This is a genomic window from Pseudonocardia sp. WMMC193 (assembly GCF_021728735.1).
In the GTDB taxonomy this organism is placed as follows: Bacteria; Actinomycetota; Actinomycetes; order Mycobacteriales; family Pseudonocardiaceae; genus Pseudonocardia; species Pseudonocardia oroxyli.
Genome location: NZ_JAKKDO010000003.1, coordinates 3,410,869 through 3,428,837 on the forward strand (window position 1 = coordinate 3,410,869; position 17,969 = coordinate 3,428,837).

Here is a 17,969-nt window from a genome sequence, read left to right on the forward strand (position 1 = left end):
TCAGACCTCCTGCAGCGAACGGGCCGGCGTGAACACCATGTCCTCGGCGAGGTCCGCGCGGGACATCTGGACGAGGTCGACGACGTAGTTCTGGGTGACCCGCCAGGGCGCCGCGGTGCCCTGGTGCGGGAAGGCGTCGATCGAGCGCTGCACGTAGCCCGAGGTGAGGTCGAGCAGCGGACGGCGCTCCATGGCGGCGGGCGTGGTCGGCGCGGCCGAGCCGTAGCCGTGCTTCTCGAGGTGGGTCAGCAGCCTGGTCACGTAGCGCGAGGACAGGTCCGCGCGCAGCGTCCACGAGGCGTTCGTGTAACCGATGCAGTAGGCGAGGTTCGGCACGCCGGAGAGCATCAGGCCGCGGTAGGAGTAGGTGTCCGCGAGGGTCACCGGCTCGCCGTCGACGCTGAGCGACAGCCCGCCGAGCGGGAGCATCCGCAGGCCCGTGGCGGACACGACGATGTCCGCCGTCAGCTCCTCGCCCGACGCCAGCCGGATGCCCTTCTCGGTGAAGGTGTCGATGTGGTCGGTGACCACGGACGCGTCCCCCGCCCGGACCACCTTGTAGAAGTCCGCGCCCGGCACCACGCACAGCCGCTGGTCCCAGGGCTCGTACCGGGGCGTGAAGTGCTGGTCGACGGTCTGCTCGTCGAGGAACCGCAGCGCCATCCGGCGCAGCGTCTTGCGCACGAGCGCCGGTCGCCGCCGCGCGAGCTGGTAGAAGGCCTGGGTGACGGCGATGTTCTTCGCCCGGACGATGCGGTGCGCCAGTCCGGCGGGCAGCCGTCGGCGCAGGGTGTCCGCGAAGCCGTCCCGCGGCGGCAGCGCGGTCAGGTAGGACGGCGACCGCTGCAGCATGGTCACGTGCTCGGCCTTCTCGGCCATCGCCGGGACCAGGGTGACGGCGGTGGCCCCGGACCCGATCACCACGACCCGCTTGCCGGTGTGGTCCAGGTCCTCGGGCCAGGCCTGTGGGTGCACGAACGTGCCCGCGTAGTCGGCGAGACCGGGAAAGTCCGGCTGGTAGCCCCGGTCGTAGGAGTAGTAGCCGGCGCAGAGGTAGACGAACTTCGCGCGCCACTCCCCCCGGCTCGTGCGCACCGTCCAGCGCTGGTCCGCACTGGACCACTCCGCGGCGGACACCGTGGTGTCGAACCGGATGTGCCGGTCGATGCCCGCCTCGCGCGCGGTGTCCCGGATGTAGGTGCGGATGCTCTCGCCGTCCGCCAGGGACTTCTCCCCGCGCCACGGCCGGAAGGGGTAGGAGAGGGTGAACATGTCGGAGTCGGACCGCACGCCCGGGTACCGGAACAGGTCCCAGGTGCCGCCGATCGCGGAGCGCTGTTCGAGGATCGTGTAGCTGTCCCCCGGGCGCTCCTGTTGCAGGCGGTACGCGGCGCCGATGCCCGAGAGGCCGGCCCCGACGATGAGGACGTCTGTCTCGACCACGTCGTCGTTCATGGCCTTCATCGTGGCCTCCTCCCCGTCACCGTGCTTATCCGAACGCGACAATGATTTATCCTCACGCGACATGGGAGCGGTGGTGCGGGCGGCGTCCCTGCGGGGATTGCCCCAGCTCGTGGACGGTCTGGGCAGCGACTCCGCCGCGCTGTTCGCCCGGTTCGGGATCGACCCCGCCGCCCTCTCCGCGGACGACGCCGTGGTGGCGGTCCGCACCGTCGGGCTCCTGTTGGAGGTGGCCGCGGCCGAGCTCGATCGCCCGGACCTCGGCCTGCTGCTCGCCGAACGGCAGGACGCCGGGATCCTCGGCCCGCTCGCCGTCGCGATCGAGAACGCGGGGACGCTCGGCGAGGCGATGGAGAGCGCCTCGCGCTTCCTGTTCGTCCACAGTCCCGCGCTGTCGATCGCCCTGGTCCCCGACCCGGAGGACGTGCGCGGGGTGGCCGCGCTGCGCTACGGGGCGACGGGCCCGGCGCCGATGCCCGCGCAGGCGTCGGATCTCGGGCTGGGGCTGCTGCACCGGATCATCGTGCTCCTGCACGGCGGTCCGTACGGGCTGCGGTCCGCCCATCTCACCCATCCACCACTCGTCCCGGTGACGAGATACACGGACTTCTTCGGCGCGGACGTCCGCTTCTCGCGGGACTCCGGCGTGCTGCGGCTGCCCGCCGGCCTGACCGAGGCGCGGATCGCGGGCGGGGACCAGGTCCTGCGCACCCTCGCACTGGACTACCTGGAGAGCCGCTTCGCCGAGCCCGGCCAGACCGTGTCCGGACGGGTGCGGGGGGCGCTGGCCCGCTCGCTCGGCTCCACGGCCCCGCGGGCGGGGGACGTCGCCCGTCTGCTGCGACTGCACCCCCGGACCCTGCAACGCCACCTCGCGGCGGAGGGAACCACCTTCGAGCGGATCCTCGACGACGTCCGCCGGGACACCGCCCGCCGGCTGATCACCACGACCGATCTGCCGTTCACCCAGGTCACCGCCATGGTGGGCCTGCGCGCCCAGTCCGCCCTGACCCGGGCGTCGAAGCGCTGGTTCGGCCGCACGCCGACCGAGCTCCGCCGGGCGGCTACAGGCTCGCCCAGAACTCCGTGAGCGCCGCCGCGGCGCGCGGCGGGTCCTGCACCATCCACCAGTGGCCCAGGTCGGGCAGCTCCGCCACCCGGGCGCCTGCCCGCGCCGCGGTCCGGCGCCGGTACTCGTCCGAGCCCACGACGTGGTCCGCACCGGCCACGACGGCGAGCCCGGGCCGGGTGCCGAGCCCGCCGAGGTCACGGCCCAGCTCCGCCATCACCGGTTGGACCGCCGAGCGGTAGAGCAGGAGCACCGCCGCCCCGAGCTCGGGCCCCTGACCGGCGGCGATCTCCGAGGCGAGGTCCTCCGGGAATCCCCGCTCGACGAGCGCCGCGCGACGGGCGTCGAACGATCCGAGACGATCGGCGACGTCCGCCTCGCCGACGCGGGGGGTCTGCCACCGCTGCGCGAGCTCGTGCCACACGTAGTCCGGGTCGAACGCGCCGAGGGTGTCACTCGCCCAGCTGCGGACCAGGTCCGGGCGCAGGTTCACCGCCGCCAGCACGTGGTTGCCGCCCCAGTCGTGACCGACGAGGTCGATCGGGCCGTCGAGCGCCGCCAGCTCGCCGACCAGCCAGTCCCGGTACTCCAGGACCGTCGCGCCGAACCCCGCGGGGAGCGGCGCACCGAACCCGGGCGGCGACAGGCACACCACGTCGTCTCGCCCCAGCTCGGCGAGCATCGGCCGCCAGACCGCGGCCGTCTCCGGGTTGCCGTGGACGAGGACGACGGTCACGAGCGCGCCCCGGGGGCGGTCGGCTGCAGCACGGACTCCCCCACCGGGCCCTCGCCCCGTCCCACGAGGCCCTCCAGCGCCCGCTCGTCGATCTCGCTCATCGTGGTCCTCCTCCGGTTGCGCCTCCACCCTCACATACTTGCTATTCACCACGCAACTTGCTGGTAGGGTCCCGCCATGCCCCGCCGCACCCAGGCCGAACGCCGCGCCCAGACCGGCGCCGCCCTCCTGGCCGCCGCGGCGGATCTCGTCGTCGAGGGCGGGTTGGGCGCGTTGACCCTGGCCAGGGTCGGCGAGCGGGCGGGGTACAGCCGCGGGATCGTGACCCACCACTTCGGCTCCAAACAGGCCCTGGTCGACACGCTCGCCCGCACGACCCAGAGCGGCTTCGTGCCGGGCGTCGACCACGAGCCCGGGCTGGAGCGGCTGCTGTTCCTGGTCGACGGATACATCGGCGCGCTCGCGGGCTCCGGGCCCGCCAACCGGGCCTTCCTGCTGCTCTGGGCCGAGTCGGCGACCTCGCCCGAGATCGCGGAGACCTTCCGTGCCCGGGACGCGGGGTTCCGTGCCGACCTGCGCGCGGACGTCGCGGCCGGGATCGCCGCGGGCACCGTCCGCGAGGTCGACCCGGACGACACGGCCGTCGCGATCCTCGGACAGCTCCGCGGGATCGCCCTGCAGCACCACCTGGATCCCGCGGCGGTCGACCTCGACCGGCTGCGCGGCGCCGTCCGGGAGCAGTGGCGGCGCGCCCTGTCGCCCTGAGCCTTCGTCCGGCGCGACGACGTGCCGACCCCAGTGTTGTGCGGCGCGCACGAAGAGCGAGGAGCCCCGGTCGCTCACGATGAGACGCAGGACACAGGGAGGTGTACCCACCGTGACGACTTCCGCCACGACCGACCGCCCCGCCACGCCCACGGACGCGGGCCACGTCGACGTGCTGATCGTCGGAGCCGGGGTCTCCGGCATCGGCGTCGCGCACCACCTGCGCGAGGCGTTCCCCGATCGGAGCTTCGCGATCCTGGAGGCCCAGGACGCCCGCGGCGGGACCTGGTGGACCCATCAGTTCCCCGGCGCCCGCTCCGACAGCGACCTGTTCACCTACGGCTACCGGCACAAGCCGTGGCGCGGCCCGTCGATCGCCGCGGGTGGGGCGATCCTCGAGTACCTCGACGAGGTGATCGAGGAGGACGACCTCGCCGACAAGATCCACTATCGGCACCGGGTGACCGCCGCGGACTTCTCCTCGGCCGAGCACCGCTGGACCGTCGACGTGGTGCGGGAGGACACCGGCGAGGCGCTGCGCTACACCACGGACTTCCTCTGGATGTGCTCCGGCTACTACAAGCACGACGAGCCCTACACCCCCGAATGGCCCGGGATGGACCGCTTCCGGGGGCCGATCGTGCACCCGCAGTCCTGGCCGAAGGACCTGGACTACGCCGGGAAGAAGGTGGTGGTGATCGGTTCCGGCGCGACCGCCGCCACCGTGGTCCCGAACACGGCGAAGACCGCCGCCCACGTGACGATGGTGCAGCGCTCGCCGTCGTACTGGTTCGCCGCACCCACCGTGCACGAGCTCGCCGCCACCCTCGAACCGCTCGACCTGCCCGCCGAGTGGACCCACGAGATCCTCCGCCGCCAGTACATCCAGCAGCTCGACTGGCTGGCCACGACCGGCAAGGACGACCCCGACCAGCTGCACGAGTTCCTGATCGAGGGCATCCGGCCGCTGCTGCCGGAGGGCACCGACATCGAGAAGCACTTCACGCCGACCTATCGGCCGTGGCAGCAGCGCATCGCGTTCGTGCCCGACGGCGACATGTTCGAGCGGATGCGCGAGGGCAAGGTCTCGATCGTCACCGACACCATCGAGGAGTTCACCGAGAAGGGCGTGCGGCTCGGCTCCGGCGAGGAGCTGGAGGCGGACGTCATCGTGACCGCCACCGGGTTCCGGCTCTCCGCCTTCGCCGACGTCCCGTTCCGGGTCGACGAGGAGGCCGTCGACTTCCGGACGAAGGTCACCTGGCGCGGCCTGATGATCAGCGACGTGCCGAACATGGCGTACGCGTTCGGCTACTTCCGGCACAGCTGGACGCTGCGAGTGGACCTGGTCGCGGACGTCGTCGAGCGGATCATGCGGCACATGGACGAGTCGGGCCTGCACACCGTGACCCCGAAGCTGCGGCCGACGGACGCGGACATGCCCCTGCGGCCGTGGTCGGACCTGGACAACTTCAACCCCGGGTACGTCCAGCGCTCGCAGGACCGCATGTTCGGCCAGGGCGACCGCGAGCCGTGGCTGCACATGCACGAGCACGACGTCGACCGCGTCGAGCTGCCGAAGGCGGACATCGAGGACGGACTGACCTACTCCTGAGCGGGCCGCGGCGCCGACGCACGCGGATGCGTCGGCGCCGTCCGCTACCTCCGGAGCAGGGCGAGCGCCACACCGTTCAGCGCGGCCCAGCCGAGGGACACGGCCAGGGTCTTCTTCTTGGCGTCCGCCGGGATGTCGGACAGGCCGAAGGCCACCGCGTCGCCGAGGTCGGCGCCGATGCGGACCCCGAGCGCGAGCTCGAGCGCCCTGCCGGTCGGCGCGGTCGCGACCGCGACACCGGAGGCCAGGTCGCGAGCACCCACGGCGCGGGTCAGCACCTGCGCGGGCGCCGAGTCGCCCAGCCCGGTCGGCCCCGTGAGCACCGAGGGCCGGACGAGCGTCGCGACGGCGTAGGCGGCGGTCGCGACGCCGAGGGCGCGAGCGAACGTGGTCATGGTTCCTCCGATGATCGAGTGCGCCGGGCTACCCGGATCGGTCCCGCGCCACGCACGGGGTGTGCGAGTGCCCACAGGCCGGTGTACTCCGCGCCGGGCCGGGGAGCCCCTCAGCTCGTCGTCCCCGACCCCGAGGAGCCCCATGACCGACACCAGGACCGCCGTCGTCGCCCAGCTCCGGGCGCTCGAACACCTCACCCGCACCGAGATCGCGCTGGCGCGCACCCGCACCGCCCAGGCGCGCACGGCCGCCGTCCGAGAGGAGCTGCTGGACAACGCCGCCAAGGCGGAGGACCGCTCGGCCGCCATCGCCGACGCCCTGCGCGAGCTGGGCACCGTGCCGGACGTCGTCGCGCCGGCGGTCGGGTGGCTCGGCACGCTCGTGAAGGGCGCCGTCGAGCAGACCCAGCCGATCGACGAGGCGCTGCTCGGCGACCTCGCCCTCGAACACCAGCTCGCCGACCGGGCCCGGTACCTCAAGGCGCTCACCCGGTCCGGGCCGGTGAACGACCTGGCCGACCGGCTCGTCGCGGCCCACACCGAGACCATCGAGTGGCTGCAGGGCGTGCTCGCCCAGGAGGCGGGCGGCGGGCCGACCGCCCTCGCACCCACGCCGCTGCAGGCCGTGGCCGCCGGCGTCGGCAAGGCCGCCCAGCTGCCGGTCCGGCTGACCGTCGAAGGCGTCAACAAGGCCGCCGACCGGGTGCAGGCCGGGCTCGGCAGGATCGCGGGCACGGCGTCCACCGCCGGACAGGTCCTCGCGGGTGGCCTCGAGTCCGCGGCCCGCCGCGCCGAGGAGACCGACGACGGCGACCTCGCCCACGCCGTGCGCCGCGAGACCGGCGGGCTCGCCGCCGCCGAGCTGCCGATCCCGACCATCGACCAGCTCTCGGTCGCGGACGCCTCGGTCGCCGTGGCCAGGCTGCGCGACCCCGCCGACGTGCGGGCCGTGCAGCGCTACGAGGAGCGCCACAAGAACCGCCGCGGGGTGCTGAACGCGCTGCGGGAGCAGGCGGAGACGGTGGCGCGCAATGCCGGTAACCCGCGGCCTTCCTGACCGCATTGCGCTGCGACACGCTGCCAGAAGAGCGCCGACTGCGCGGCCGCCGGAGCTGCGCCCGCGGCCGGTCGTGTTCGGCAAGGACCCGCCGCCTGTCAGCGCGGCGGATCGCCAGGGCCAGGACAGCGATCCCGCCGAGAACACCACCGGCGAGCACGAACCGCTTCGATCGTCACGGATGAGGCAGGCGGACGAGTGCGGCCGTCGGGTGCGGCTACCGCTGTTGCGGTTTCTCCGCCCGTACGTCGGCATGGGCATGCGCGGCGCCTGATGGGTGTGCGACCCGGGCCGTCGCACGGATGCCCGCCCTACAGCCGCAACGCGTAGCGGCGTCCGGTCGGTGTGACGGTCGCCGCCCCCTCCACACTCCACCCGGCCTGTTCCCGCACCTGGTTGTGGAAGGCGCAGGCACCGCGGCCGTTCTCCAGGCTCGTCGGCCCGCCTTCGGACCAGCGCCTGCGATGGTCGAGGTGGGCGATCGGGGCGTCGCAACCGGGTTCGGTGCAGCGGCCGCGGTCGCGGGCGCGGATCCAGTCGGCGAGGACTCCGCCGAAGGCGCGGCGGCGGGAGTCGCCGCCGATCACGATGCCGTCCCGGGTGACCAGCCGCCGCCACCCCACACAGGTGGCCTCGTCCAGCAGAGCGGTCGGCCCGAACCCGGGGACCTCCGCGGGCAGCGGCGAGTCGGGGTCCAGGAGCGACTCCACCGGCACGAGGACCTGGATCTCCACCTGCGCGGGCGTGGTGGCGGTCTGTCCGGTCAGGCGTTCGACGAGGGTGTCGGCCATGATCTGCCCGCGGGTCCGGGTGACCGGCTCGGCCCCGACCCAGTGTTCGGTGACCGCCTTGCGCAGCGCGGCGTAGCAGGTGATGGCCTGCTCCATCGGCAACAGCCCCCGCAACACCGCCATCCCGTCCTCAGCCGGAGAGATCGTGACGTGCCGGTCCCGACGGGCGGCCCGGGCTCGTGCGGCGAAGGCTTCCGGCGCCACCGCCGCCGCGACCGTCCGGGCGAGGTCGGCAACCTTGCGCACCCCGAGCATCGGCAGGTCGTGGGCGGCGAGCCGACGGTCCAGCTCGGTCCGTTCGTCAGAGCTCAGGTGTCTGGCGGCGACCACGATCGCGGCGACCCGCCGCTCGTCCAGCTCCCCGGCCGCGAACGCCTCCCGGATCGTGTCCAGCCCGGCGTGCAGGTCCCGGGCGAGGCGCAGTTGGGTGCGGGCCCGGGTCGGGGAGATACGCAGGGCGAGCCCGAGCTGTCCGACGATGCTCGCCTCGACCCGTTCGGGATCGGCGAGCGCCTCCTGCAGGCGGGCTTCGACCTCCCGCTGTGCGGCGGCCCGGACCTCCTCGGCGATCTCGGCGTCGATCCGGTTCCGCAGCGCGACCAGCCGCTCGATCCGGGCGAACCCCGCCGCGCGCTCCTCCCGCGACGGCACGACACCCGCCACCGCCGGAGGGTCCGCGAGGGTCGTGGTCATGCAGCCATCATAGCAGCTCATCGCCCCTGAAACGAACAAATGTTCGATCCACCCCTACCTGCCTGCCACCCACACCGAACGCCTCACCAGGGCCTGCCCGCCGCCCCGGAGACCCACCCCCGCACCGACCGCATCATGGCTCCACAATGGTCGTCTGGCACCCCCGAAACGACCATTGTGGAGCCACAACGCCGTGTTCTTCGTGGGCCGCACCCTCAGTTCCCCACCCCCAACCCCGCCATGAAGGCCTTCGGGTAGCGGTCGCCGCGGGCCGAGCCCAGCGGCACCGCGCGCTCGACGGCGGCCAGCTCCGCGGGGGTGAACGTGAGGTCCAGGGCGGGCAGGGCCTCCGCGAGCCGCGAGCGGGTGCGGGCCCCGACCAGCGGCACGATGTCCGGACCCTGAGCCGCCACCCAGGCGATCACCAGCTGGGCGACGGTGCAGCCCTTGGTCGCGGCGAGGTCGCGCAGCTCCTCGACCAGGGCGAGGTTGTGCGCCAGGTTCTCCGGCGAGAAGCGGGGGCTGTGGGCGCGGAAGTCCCCCTCCCGGCCCGCCTCGTAGGTCCCGGAGATCAGCCCGCGGGCCAGCACGCCGTAGGCGGTCATCCCGATGCCCAGCTCACGCAGCGTCGGGAGCACTTCGGCCTCGACCGCGCGGGAGATCAGCGAGTACTCGATCTGCAGGTCGGCGACGGGGTGCACGGCGTGGGCGCGGCGGATCGTCGTGGCGTCCACCTCGGAGAGACCGAGGTGGCGGACGTACCCGGCGCTCACCAGCTCGGCGATCGCGCCGACGGTGTCCTCGATCGGCACCTGCGGGTCCAGCCGGGCGGGACGGTAGACGTCGACGTGGTCCACCCCCAGCCGCTTCAGGGAGTAGGCGAGGGAGCTCTTGACGAAGGCGGGACGGCCGTCGAACCCGCTGGGGACGCCGTCCGGGCCGGTCAGGGCGCCGAACTTCACCGAGAGCACGTAGGAGTCCCGGTCCCGGCCGCGCAGCGCCTCGGCGAGGAGCATCTCGTTGTGGCCCGTGGCGTAGAAGTCGGCGGTGTCGATCAGGGTGACGCCGGCGTCCAGCGCGGCGTGCACGGTGGCGATGCTCTCGTCGCGGTCGGCCGGGCCGTAGACCCCGGACATGCTCATCGCGCCCAGCCCGAGGGCGGAGACGGTCGGTCCGGTGGTGCCCAGCTGTCGTGTCTGCATGGGTCCCACCCTGGGCCCGTCGGGCGCCCGGTGGCAGCGAGCGTCGATCGTGGGAGCGCCGCTCCCTGGCTCGGCTCCCCGGCGGGGCGCACCATGGGTCCGTGCACCGTGACGAGCTGGCCGACTTCCTCCGCCGCAGGCGGCGGGCGATCCGTCCCGCCGAGGTCGGCATCGCCGAGGGCCCGCGCCGGCGCACGAGCGGGCTGCGCCGCGAGGAGGTGGCGATGCTGGCGGGCGTGTCCGTCGACTACGTGGTGCGCCTGGAGCAGGGCCGCAGCAGCAGGCCCTCGACCCAGCTCCTCGGCGCCCTCGCCCGCGCCCTGCGCCTGTCGGACGACGAGCGCGACCACCTGTTCCACCTGTCCGGTCACCCGTCGCCGCCCACCCACGGCACGGACGGCGCCCGCCAGGCCCGCGCCGGCCTGCTGCGGATGCTCGACCTGGTCGGCGACACCCCGGCCATGGTCATGTCCGACCTGGGCGAGGTGCTCGCCCAGAACCGGATGTCCGTGCTGCTCGCGGGGGACGCCACCGGGTTCGCCGGGGACCGCCGCTACCTGATCTTCCGCTGGTTCACCGAGCCCGGGTCGCGCGAGCTGGCCGAGCCGGCGGCGCGCGACCACCAGTCCCGGTCGCTGGTCGCCGACCTCCGGGCGGTGGCGGGCCGCCGCGCCGGGGACCCGGACGTCGAGGGACTGGTCGCGCGGCTGCGGGCCGCCAGCCCGGAGTTCCGCGACCGGTGGGCCGAGCACGAGGTGGCCGTGCGGCGCGCCGACCGCAAGACGTTCCGGAACCCGCGGGTCGGCGCGCTGACGATGGACTGCGAGACCCTCGTGACGCCGGACCTGCGCCAGGAGCTCCTCGTCCTCACCCCGGCGGACGCCGGCTCGCGGGAGCGCCTCGACCTGCTGCGGGTGCTGGGCGTCGAGGAGTTCAGCAGCACGCTCGACGGGTGAGGCGCAGGCTCAGCGGATCGGCTCCAGCAACCGCCGGGGCCGGGCCAGCGCCGCGGTGACGACCTCGTCCCCGACCGGTGGGTCGAAGCCCGGCCCGGGGGACATCACCGTGTCCGCGGCCGCGACCGCCGCGCCGCAGTCGCGGCAGCGGCCGTCGGGGTCGATGCGGCCGCCGCAGCCCGCGTGGTCGAACAGCCGGCGCGGGCCGCGCGGCGCGCAGTACTCGTCCCCCCACCCGACGAGGGCCCGGAGCACCGGCCACAGCGCCCGGCCCTTGTCCGTCAACAGGTATCCCCCGCGCGGGCCGGGCTCGCGTTCCAGCACGCCCTCGGCCACGAGCAGGCCCAGGCGTTCGGTCAGCACGGCCCGCGGGACGTCGAGGTGGCGGGAGAAGTCACTGAACCGACGGACCCCGAAGAACGCGTCCCGGACGATCAGCAACGTCCACCGCTCCCCCACGATCTCGAGCGCCCGCGCCATCGAGCAGTTCTGCCGCGTGTAGTCCCGGGGCAACACCATGCCCCCATGGTTCCACAAGTCGGTTCAATGACCGAACCGAACGTGTTACGGTCCGAGCATCGACGAGCGGGGGACTCCATGCAGGACACCGGACGGCGCCTGGTCGTCACCGCGGGCGGCACGCTGCTGGCGATGACCGCGTTCACGGCGCCGTTGTCGATCGTCCCCGCGGTCGCGGCCGACCTCGGCGCCGGGGCGGTGGCCACCTCGTGGATCCTCAGCTCGATGAGTCTCGGGCTCGCCGTCGCGCTGTTGCCCGCGGGCTCGTTCGGGGACGAGACGGGCCGCCGCCGGGTCTTCGTCGCGGGCGCGGTGCTGCTGGCGGCCGGCTCGGCCGCGTGCGGGCTGGCTCCGGGGCCCGGGCTCTTCGTCGCGGGTCGGATCGTGGAGGGGATCGGCGCGGCCGCGGTGATCGCCTGCGGGCTGGCGCTGATCAGCCACACCGTGCCAGCAGGCCCGGAACGGTTGCGCGCCATCGGGATCTGGGGCGCCTGCATGGGTGCGGGCCCCGCGGTCGGGCCGCTGCTCGGTTCGGTCGGGGAGGCCCTGTCGAGCTGGCGCTGGGCCTACCTGGTGATCACGGTGGCCGCCGTGGCCCTGGCGGCGGCGGGCCGGTCCCGACTGCCCGAGTCCCGGTCGGAGCGCCACCGCGGGGTCGACCTCGTCGGGGCCGCCCTGCTGGGGATCGGCCTCGGCTGCCTGCTGGCCGCACTCACCCAGGGCCGCCAGGGCTGGACCGGCCCCTGGGTGCTCGGCCTGGCCACGGGCGCACTGGTCTTCCTCGCGGTCTTCCTCGGCCATCAGCGCCGGGCCCGGAGCCCGATGCTGGAGCTGCACCTGTTCCGCCGTCCCGCCCTGGTGTCGGCCACCCTCGCCGCGTTCGTGACGGGCGCGACGATCATCGCGCTCATGTCGTTCCTGTCGACGGTGCTGGAACGCGGGCTCGCCCACAGCGCCGTGGCGGCCGCGGCGATCCTGCTCTCCTGGTCGGGGACGAGCGTGGTCGCCGCACTCCTGGCCCGGCGCATCCCGGCCCGGGTCTCGGGCGGCGCCCGGATGGCGACCGGACTGCTCGTGCTGGCCGTCGGCCTCCTGCCGATCGCCGTGCTGACCACCGCGACGCCGCTCGTGCAGCTGATCCTCGGGCTGGTCGTGGCGGGCGCCGGGACCGGCGTGGTGAACGCGACGCTGGGGCGCGAGGCCGTGGCGAGCGTCCCGCCCACCGACGCGGGCGCGGGGAGCGGCATCAACAACACCAGCCGCTACGTCGGCGCCGCCCTCGGCGTCACCGTCGCCACCGTGATCGCCCTGCCCGGCGGGGCCGACGCGGGCGGCCTCGTCGCGGGCTGGAACGTCGCCACCGCGCTCGGGATCGGCCTCGCCGTGCTCGGCGCCGTCGCGGTCCTGGTCCTGCAGTCGGCCGAGACCCGACTCGCGGTGCGGTAGCGACCGCCGCGGCCGCCGCTCGACCAAGATGGTGTCGTGACCGCGGACGCCTTCCTGCTCCCGAGCACCGGGCCCGACCCGCTGCCGATGGCGACGGCCGTCGCGGCCGTGCTCGGCTACGCGCGGGCGCGGCGGCCGCTGCGGTTCCGGTCGTTCGCGTGGCCGCAGGGGCACTGGGTGTCCTTGCCCGCCTTCGGCTGGACCCGCTTCGACACGCTCGCGACCGGCCCGAACGGCGACACCGACGTCCTGCTCGGGGAGGGCCTGCACGGCAGGCTCGACGAGCCGGGCTGGACGGACGTCGACGACGCGCTGGCCCGCGTCGGACCGCTGGCCGCGGCGGCCGCCGAGCGCGCGGCGGGCGCCCCCTTCTGGGCGCTGCCCGACGACGAGCTCTCGGTCCTCGGCGAGCCCGGCACCGTGGGGGCCGCCCTGCGGGAGATCGACCGACGCGGCGGGGCCCATCCCGCGCACGTCCGGGCGGTCCTGCACCACCAGCGACCGACGCTCGTCCCCCACCTGACGCCCAGCACCCGGCGCGCCCTGCTCCCGCACACCCTGGAGGGCGACAGCGGCGTCGACGCGGTGGTCCGGCGCGAGCTGCGCGCCAACGCGGACGCCTTCGCCGCCCTGGAGCACACCGTGGCGACCCTGCTCGGGGACGCGAGCCCCACCCGGCTGCGGCTGCACGACATCCTGCTCTGGCTGGCCACGACCCTGCGCCTGCCCTTCGCCGTGGCGGCGGGCGAGGCGACCGCGGAGTGGCGGTCCGCCGCGCCGGTCAGCCCCTCGGACGCACCAGACCGGCTGTGACCAGGGCCGCGAGCTCCGCGTAGGCCTCGCTGTCCGACAGCCCGGTCGCCGCGGCGACCTCGCGCTGCTGGATGCGCACCATCTGCGCGGCGACGAGGTCGGCCACGAAGCCCGCGTGCACGCTGCGGAAGCTCCCGGCCGCGACGCCCTGCTCGATCAGCTCCCCGATCCGCCGCGCCGCGGCCCGGGTGTTGCGTTCGTAGACCTCGGCGGCGGGCCGGAACGAGGCGACGTCGTCGAAGAAGGCCGGACCGGCCGCGGCCAGCACGGCGGCGACGGCTTCGAGGTAGCTGCGGATCGGCGCCTCGTCGGTCACCGCGGCCTCGACCCGGGCCGTCGCCTCACGGAAGAACCGGACGACCGCGGCGCGCACCAGCTGCTCGCGGCTCGCGGCCAGGCCGTAGAGCGTCCGCTTGGAGCAGCGCAGCCGGGCCGCGACGTCGTCCAGCGTGAGGTGGGCGAACCCCTCCTCGAGGATCAGCGCGAGCACGCCGTCCTCGAGCTCGGCGCGGCGGGCCTCGCCGCGACGGACTGGGGTTCCGGTCACGGTCGCATACTCCCATCCTCGCCCTAACGGTACTCTGATGGAAACGAACGTACCGTTGTGCGTACCGAAGGGACCTGATCGTGGCCGTCGACCGACTCCTCCCGACCCAGGAGGCCGAGGACCTGCTCGACCTCACCCGCGACCTCGCGGACAAGGAGCTGGCGACCCGCGTCGAGGAGCACGAGCGGGCCGAGACCTACCCGGAGGGGCTGTTCGCGACGCTCGGCGCCGCGGGCCTGCTCGGGCTGCCCTACCCCGAGGAGTTCGGGGGCGGCGCGCAGCCCTACGAGGTCTACCTGCAGGTCCTCGAGGAGCTCGCCGCCCGCTGGGCCGCCGTCGCGGTGGCCACGAGCGTGCACGGGCTGGCCTGCTTCCCGGTCGCGACCTTCGGCACCGACGCGCAGAAGGAGCGCTGGCTGCCCGAGCTGCTCGGCGGCGGGGTCGTCGGCGGGTACAGCCTGTCCGAGCCCCAGGCCGGGTCGGACGCCGCTGCCCTGACCTGCAAGGCGGTCGCGGAGGAGGGCGGCTACCGGGTCACCGGGACCAAGGCGTGGATCACCCACGGCGGCCGCGCGGACTTCTACGCGCTGTTCGCCCGCACCGGCGAGCGGATCTCCTGCTTCCTCGCCCCCGGGCAGGTCGAGGGGCTGTCCTTCGGCAAGCCGGAGGAGAAGATGGGCCTGCACGCGATCCCGACCACCACCGCGCACTGGGACGGCGCGCTGCTGGAGACCGACCGCCTGCTCGGCACCGAGGGCCAGGGCCTGCAGATCGCGTTCAGCGCACTGGACTCCGGGCGCCTCGGCATCGCCGCGTGCGCCACCGGGCTGGCCCAGGCCGCGCTCGACGCCGCCGTCGACTACGCGAACGAGCGCACGACGTTCGGCAAGAAGATCGTCGACCACCAGGGCCTCGGGTTCCTGTTGGCGGACATGGCCGCCGCCGTCGACTCCGCCCGCGCCACCTACCTCGACGCCGCCCGCCGCCGCGACCTCGGCCGCCCGTACAGCCGCCAGGCCAGCGTCGCGAAGCTCGTCGCGACCGACGCCGCGATGAAGGTGACCACGGACGCCGTGCAGGTCTTCGGCGGCTACGGCTACACCCGCGACTTCCCGGTCGAGCGCTACATGCGCGAGGCCAAGATCATGCAGATCTTCGAGGGCACCAACCAGATCCAGCGACTCGTCATCAGCCGCGGCCTCGCGCGCTGACGCTCCCCCACCGCTCGCCACGAAAGGCACACCCATGCAGCTCGACGGCATCGCCGCACTCGTCACCGGCGCCGCGTCCGGCCTCGGCGCCGCCACCGCGGTCCACCTCGCGAAGAACGGCGCCGCCGTCTACGGGTTGGACCGGACCGTCCCCGCCGAGTCCCCCGACGGCCTCACCCTCCTCGAGGGCGACGTCACCGACGAGGCCTCCGTGCGGGACGCCGTCGCCCGGGCCGCCGAGGGCCCCGCCCCGCTGCGACTGGTCGTGAACTGCGCCGGGATCGCCCCGTCGGCCCGGATCCTGTCCAAGCGCGGCACCCACGACCTCGACCTGTTCCACACGGTCCTCAAGGTCAACCTGCTCGGCACGTTCAACGTCATGCGGCTGGCCGCCGAGAAGATCGCCGAGACCGAGGCGGACGAGCACGGCCAGCGCGGCGTCGTCGTCAACACCGCCTCCGTGGCCGCCTTCGAGGGCCAAATCGGCCAGATCGCCTACACCGCCTCCAAGTCCGGCGTCGCGGGCATGACGATCACCGCCGCGCGGGACCTGGCCCAGTACGGGATCCGGGTCATGACCATCGCGCCCGGCATCGTCGAGACCCCGATGCTCGCGGGGCTCCCGGAGGAGGTCCAGGCGAGCCTGGCGAAGACCGTCACCTTCCCGCAGCGGCTGGCCCAGGCGAGCGAGTACGCCCGCCTCGTGTCGATGATCGCCGAGCACGACTACCTCAACGGCGAGACCATCCGCATGGACGGCGCGATCCGGATGACGGCGCGCTAGCCGCCCGGCTCAGTCGACGCCGAGCTGGTCCAGCGTCCGCTGCGCGGCGTCGAGCTCCTCGCGCAGCCGGGCGACCCGCTCCTCCTGACGCCTGCGGGCCTCGGCGAGCGTCGCCGTGACCACCTCCGTGACCGGCGCCGGGAGGGAACGGGTCGCGGCGGCGACGTCGGCCGCCTGGATCGGCGTCGCCGGGACGACCCGCTTCGCCCCCGCCAGCACCTCCACCGTCCACTCGCCGTCCGCGGATGCGGTCAGGCTGACCGTCAGCGCCCCCGAACGCTCGCCGCGCTTGCCGCTCCGGGCGGCCTTCGCGTGCCGTTCCGGGGCGGGCTCCGGCGGCGTGGGCGCCACCGCTGCGGGTTCCTGCGGTGCCGTCGGCTTCGACGTCGGAGCGGTCGGCTTCGCGGCGGTCGGCTTCGCAGCGGTCGCCTTCGGCGTGTCCGACCGGACCGACCCGCCGGGTTCGGTGGACCCGGCGGACCGCCGGGCGCGGGCGGCGGGTGCGGACGGTGCGGACGGTGCGGCCGGTGCCGTCGACTCGCCCGGTGCCGCCTGCGCGGTCGCGGCCGACCGTCGGGCGGGCCTGGTCCGGGTGAGCTCACCCGGCGAGCAGAACACCGCGTCCCGCGAACCCGCGGGGCGGACCTGGATGAAGTCGCCCTCGGCCACCTCGTCGACGGCCACCACCTTCGCCGACCCGCCCGTCGGCACCCCGACCGCGGCCGCGGTGAACCAGACGGTCACCGCCTTGCCCGCGGACACCTCCGCGCGCACCTCCGCCACCTCCGCGTCGGTCAGCGCCTGCCGTGCCGCCGTCGAACCCCGTCCCGCCATCGGTCAGCTCCCCACTGCTCGCCGGTGATTCTCACCCGGAGCCGAACGAGCCCCGCGCCGCCCCCGCACTCACTCCCGCGGAACGAGCCTCGCCGTGGGCAGCGGCGGCGCCGGCAGCGGCGGCGGCTGGTCCGGCGGGAACGTACCGAACAGCGCGGGCTTGCCGACGTCCTGCGGGTCGACCGGCTCGAACCCGAGCTCGGCCTGGTAGCGGCGCCGGAACTCCACGATCTCGTCGTGGTCGCGGCCGACGAGGTTCCACCACATGACGATCCGCTCGTCGAGGGGGACGCCGCCCAGCAGCAGCACGCGGGCCCCGCCCGCCCCCGCCCCGATCAGCAGCGTGTCGGCCCCGGTCGGGACGTACGCCAGCGAGCGGTGGGAGACGGCGGTGCCGTTCACCGTGACCTCGGCGTTCTCGGCCAGGACGGCGTACTCGAAGTCCGTGCGCGCAGGCAGCGTCGCGGTGGCGCCCGGTTCGAGGACGAGCTCGGCACCGAGCAGCTCAGGCGTGCGCGTGTCCACCGGCGAGGTCGATCCCAGGAGTGACCCGATGAACACGCGCACGGTGCCGCCGGGCAGCGCCACCGGCTCGGGCACGTGGTGGGCGAAGGCGTTCTCGCTGAAGCGCGTCGCGTCCGGCAGGGCGTACCAGAGCTGCACGCCGTGCAGGGTCCGCGTGTCGGCGCTGCTGATCTCCTGGTGGGTGATGCCCCGCCCGGCGATCATCAGGTTGAGCTCCCCCGGCACGACCGCCGCCGCGTTGCCGCCGGAGTCGAGGTGCGCGATGCGGCCGCTGAACAGCCAGGACACCGTCGCGAGCCCGGTGTGCGGGTGCCGCGGCACGGTCATCCCGCCCGTGACCGCCACGTCGTCCGGCCCGTAGTGGTCCAGGAAGCACCACGCCCCGACGAGCGAGCGCCGCCGCTGCGGCAGGGTCCGGTGGACCGTCGTTCCGCGGACCCCGCCCAGGGGCACCGGTCGGGGTTCGAGGACCTCCACCGCCGTGCACGGGCTGCCGCGGCCGAGGACCTCGACGGCCGGGCGTTCCTCGAGGTTCGTCATCGGCTGATCT

18 protein-coding genes are annotated in these 17,969 nt (G+C 74.3%); 9 read left to right on the forward strand and 9 right to left on the reverse strand.

Features of this window, described 5'->3' with window-relative positions:
- Positions 1–1,455: an NAD(P)/FAD-dependent oxidoreductase gene (locus L3X23_RS17635; protein WP_237193215.1), complete on the reverse strand. Its 1,455-nt coding sequence runs from the start codon at positions 1,453–1,455 to the stop codon at positions 1–3.
- A gap of 70 nt (positions 1,456–1,525) precedes the next feature.
- On the opposite strand from L3X23_RS17635, the gene L3X23_RS17640 reads away from it, so the two are divergent.
- Positions 1,526–2,551 carry an AraC family transcriptional regulator gene (locus L3X23_RS17640; protein WP_237193216.1) on the forward strand — a complete coding sequence of 342 codons (1,026 nt, stop codon included), beginning with the start codon at positions 1,526–1,528 and terminating at the stop codon, positions 2,549–2,551.
- Here the strand turns inward: L3X23_RS17640 and L3X23_RS17645 are convergent.
- The gene (locus tag L3X23_RS17645; protein WP_237193217.1) at positions 2,526–3,266 is read right to left on the reverse strand and encodes an alpha/beta fold hydrolase; all 741 of its coding nucleotides are present in this window, start codon (positions 3,264–3,266) and stop codon (positions 2,526–2,528) included. The genes L3X23_RS17640 and L3X23_RS17645 overlap by 26 nt on opposite strands.
- 177 nt (positions 3,267–3,443) lie before the next feature.
- Here L3X23_RS17645 and L3X23_RS17650 point away from each other — a divergent pair, with 177 nt between their 5' ends.
- On the forward strand, positions 3,444–4,031 hold the full coding sequence (locus L3X23_RS17650; protein WP_237193218.1) for a TetR/AcrR family transcriptional regulator: 588 nt from the start codon (positions 3,444–3,446) through the stop codon (positions 4,029–4,031).
- 112 nt (positions 4,032–4,143) lie between these two features.
- Positions 4,144–5,646 carry an NAD(P)/FAD-dependent oxidoreductase gene (locus L3X23_RS17655; protein ID WP_237193219.1) on the forward strand — a complete coding sequence of 501 codons (1,503 nt, stop codon included), beginning with the start codon at positions 4,144–4,146 and terminating at the stop codon, positions 5,644–5,646.
- A 44-nt stretch (positions 5,647–5,690) separates the two neighbouring features.
- Here L3X23_RS17655 and L3X23_RS17660 read toward each other — a convergent pair whose 3' ends face one another.
- A complete protein-coding gene (locus L3X23_RS17660) occupies positions 5,691–6,041 on the reverse strand; it encodes a hypothetical protein (protein ID WP_237193220.1) in 351 nt (116 codons plus the stop codon).
- Positions 6,042–6,183: 142 nt separating this feature from the next.
- On the opposite strand from L3X23_RS17660, the gene L3X23_RS17665 reads away from it, so the two are divergent.
- Complete coding sequence (locus L3X23_RS17665; protein WP_237193221.1) at positions 6,184–7,098, forward strand: ferritin-like domain-containing protein; 915 nt, start codon at positions 6,184–6,186, stop codon at positions 7,096–7,098.
- A 311-nt stretch (positions 7,099–7,409) separates the two neighbouring features.
- Here L3X23_RS17665 and L3X23_RS17670 read toward each other — a convergent pair whose 3' ends face one another.
- Positions 7,410–8,582 (reverse strand): DUF222 domain-containing protein, encoded by a 1,173-nt coding sequence (locus L3X23_RS17670; RefSeq protein WP_237193222.1) that lies wholly within the window; start codon positions 8,580–8,582, stop codon positions 7,410–7,412.
- A gap of 215 nt (positions 8,583–8,797) precedes the next feature.
- Entirely contained in the window at positions 8,798–9,784 is a 987-nt protein-coding gene (locus L3X23_RS17675; protein WP_237193223.1) for an aldo/keto reductase, read from the reverse strand.
- A gap of 101 nt (positions 9,785–9,885) precedes the next feature.
- Between L3X23_RS17675 and L3X23_RS17680 the strand changes: the two genes are divergently transcribed.
- A complete protein-coding gene (locus L3X23_RS17680; RefSeq protein ID WP_237193224.1) occupies positions 9,886–10,740 on the forward strand; it encodes a helix-turn-helix transcriptional regulator in 855 nt (284 codons plus the stop codon).
- 9 nt (positions 10,741–10,749) lie between these two features.
- Here L3X23_RS17680 and L3X23_RS17685 read toward each other — a convergent pair whose 3' ends face one another.
- Complete coding sequence (locus L3X23_RS17685; RefSeq protein ID WP_093089834.1) at positions 10,750–11,259, reverse strand: helix-turn-helix domain-containing protein; 510 nt, start codon at positions 11,257–11,259, stop codon at positions 10,750–10,752.
- A gap of 78 nt (positions 11,260–11,337) precedes the next feature.
- Here L3X23_RS17685 and L3X23_RS17690 point away from each other — a divergent pair, with 78 nt between their 5' ends.
- On the forward strand, positions 11,338–12,705 hold the full coding sequence (locus L3X23_RS17690) for an MFS transporter (RefSeq protein WP_237193225.1): 1,368 nt from the start codon (positions 11,338–11,340) through the stop codon (positions 12,703–12,705).
- Between the two features lie 36 nt (positions 12,706–12,741).
- Entirely contained in the window at positions 12,742–13,518 is a 777-nt protein-coding gene (locus tag L3X23_RS17695; protein ID WP_237193226.1) for a hypothetical protein, read from the forward strand.
- Here the strand turns inward: L3X23_RS17695 and L3X23_RS17700 are convergent.
- Positions 13,487–14,065 (reverse strand): TetR/AcrR family transcriptional regulator, encoded by a 579-nt coding sequence (locus L3X23_RS17700; RefSeq protein ID WP_237193227.1) that lies wholly within the window; start codon positions 14,063–14,065, stop codon positions 13,487–13,489. The two genes, L3X23_RS17695 and L3X23_RS17700, sit on opposite strands and share 32 nt — an antisense overlap.
- An 80-nt stretch (positions 14,066–14,145) precedes the next feature.
- On the opposite strand from L3X23_RS17700, the gene L3X23_RS17705 reads away from it, so the two are divergent.
- Together L3X23_RS17705 and L3X23_RS17710 are read left to right on the forward strand one after the other, a co-directional pair.
- The gene (locus tag L3X23_RS17705) at positions 14,146–15,276 is read left to right on the forward strand and encodes an acyl-CoA dehydrogenase family protein (protein ID WP_237193228.1); all 1,131 of its coding nucleotides are present in this window, start codon (positions 14,146–14,148) and stop codon (positions 15,274–15,276) included.
- 34 nt (positions 15,277–15,310) lie between these two features.
- Entirely contained in the window at positions 15,311–16,060 is a 750-nt protein-coding gene (locus tag L3X23_RS17710; protein ID WP_237193229.1) for an SDR family NAD(P)-dependent oxidoreductase, read from the forward strand.
- A 9-nt stretch (positions 16,061–16,069) separates the two neighbouring features.
- On the opposite strand, the gene L3X23_RS17715 is transcribed toward L3X23_RS17710, so the two are convergent.
- Positions 16,070–16,894 (reverse strand): DUF6319 family protein, encoded by an 825-nt coding sequence (locus L3X23_RS17715; protein ID WP_237193230.1) that lies wholly within the window; start codon positions 16,892–16,894, stop codon positions 16,070–16,072.
- A gap of 69 nt (positions 16,895–16,963) precedes the next feature.
- Positions 16,964–17,959, reverse strand: a complete 996-nt coding sequence (locus L3X23_RS17720; protein WP_237193231.1) for a pirin family protein — start codon at positions 17,957–17,959, stop codon at positions 16,964–16,966.
- Positions 17,960–17,969 lie beyond the last annotated feature (10 nt).

Excerpts from the sequence above, each read along its gene's own strand:
- L3X23_RS17665 (WP_237193221.1), top strand. The coding sequence starts at position 6,184 with ATGACCGACACCAGGACCGCCGTCGTCGCCCAGCTCCGGGCGCTCGAA.
- L3X23_RS17660 (WP_237193220.1), bottom strand. The coding sequence starts at position 6,041 with ATGACCACGTTCGCTCGCGCCCTCGGCGTCGCGACCGCCGCCTACGCC.
- L3X23_RS17690 (WP_237193225.1), top strand. The coding sequence starts at position 11,338 with ATGCAGGACACCGGACGGCGCCTGGTCGTCACCGCGGGCGGCACGCTG.
- L3X23_RS17670 (WP_237193222.1), bottom strand. The coding sequence starts at position 8,582 with ATGACCACGACCCTCGCGGACCCTCCGGCGGTGGCGGGTGTCGTGCCG.
- L3X23_RS17720 (WP_237193231.1), bottom strand. The coding sequence starts at position 17,959 with ATGACGAACCTCGAGGAACGCCCGGCCGTCGAGGTCCTCGGCCGCGGC.
- L3X23_RS17635 (WP_237193215.1), bottom strand. The coding sequence starts at position 1,455 with ATGAACGACGACGTGGTCGAGACAGACGTCCTCATCGTCGGGGCCGGC.
- L3X23_RS17685 (WP_093089834.1), bottom strand. The coding sequence starts at position 11,259 with ATGGTGTTGCCCCGGGACTACACGCGGCAGAACTGCTCGATGGCGCGG.
- L3X23_RS17710 (WP_237193229.1), top strand. The coding sequence starts at position 15,311 with ATGCAGCTCGACGGCATCGCCGCACTCGTCACCGGCGCCGCGTCCGGC.
- L3X23_RS17715 (WP_237193230.1), bottom strand. The coding sequence starts at position 16,894 with ATGGCGGGACGGGGTTCGACGGCGGCACGGCAGGCGCTGACCGACGCG.
- L3X23_RS17640 (WP_237193216.1), top strand. The coding sequence starts at position 1,526 with ATGGGAGCGGTGGTGCGGGCGGCGTCCCTGCGGGGATTGCCCCAGCTC.
- L3X23_RS17650 (WP_237193218.1), top strand. The coding sequence starts at position 3,444 with ATGCCCCGCCGCACCCAGGCCGAACGCCGCGCCCAGACCGGCGCCGCC.
- L3X23_RS17675 (WP_237193223.1), bottom strand. The coding sequence starts at position 9,784 with ATGCAGACACGACAGCTGGGCACCACCGGACCGACCGTCTCCGCCCTC.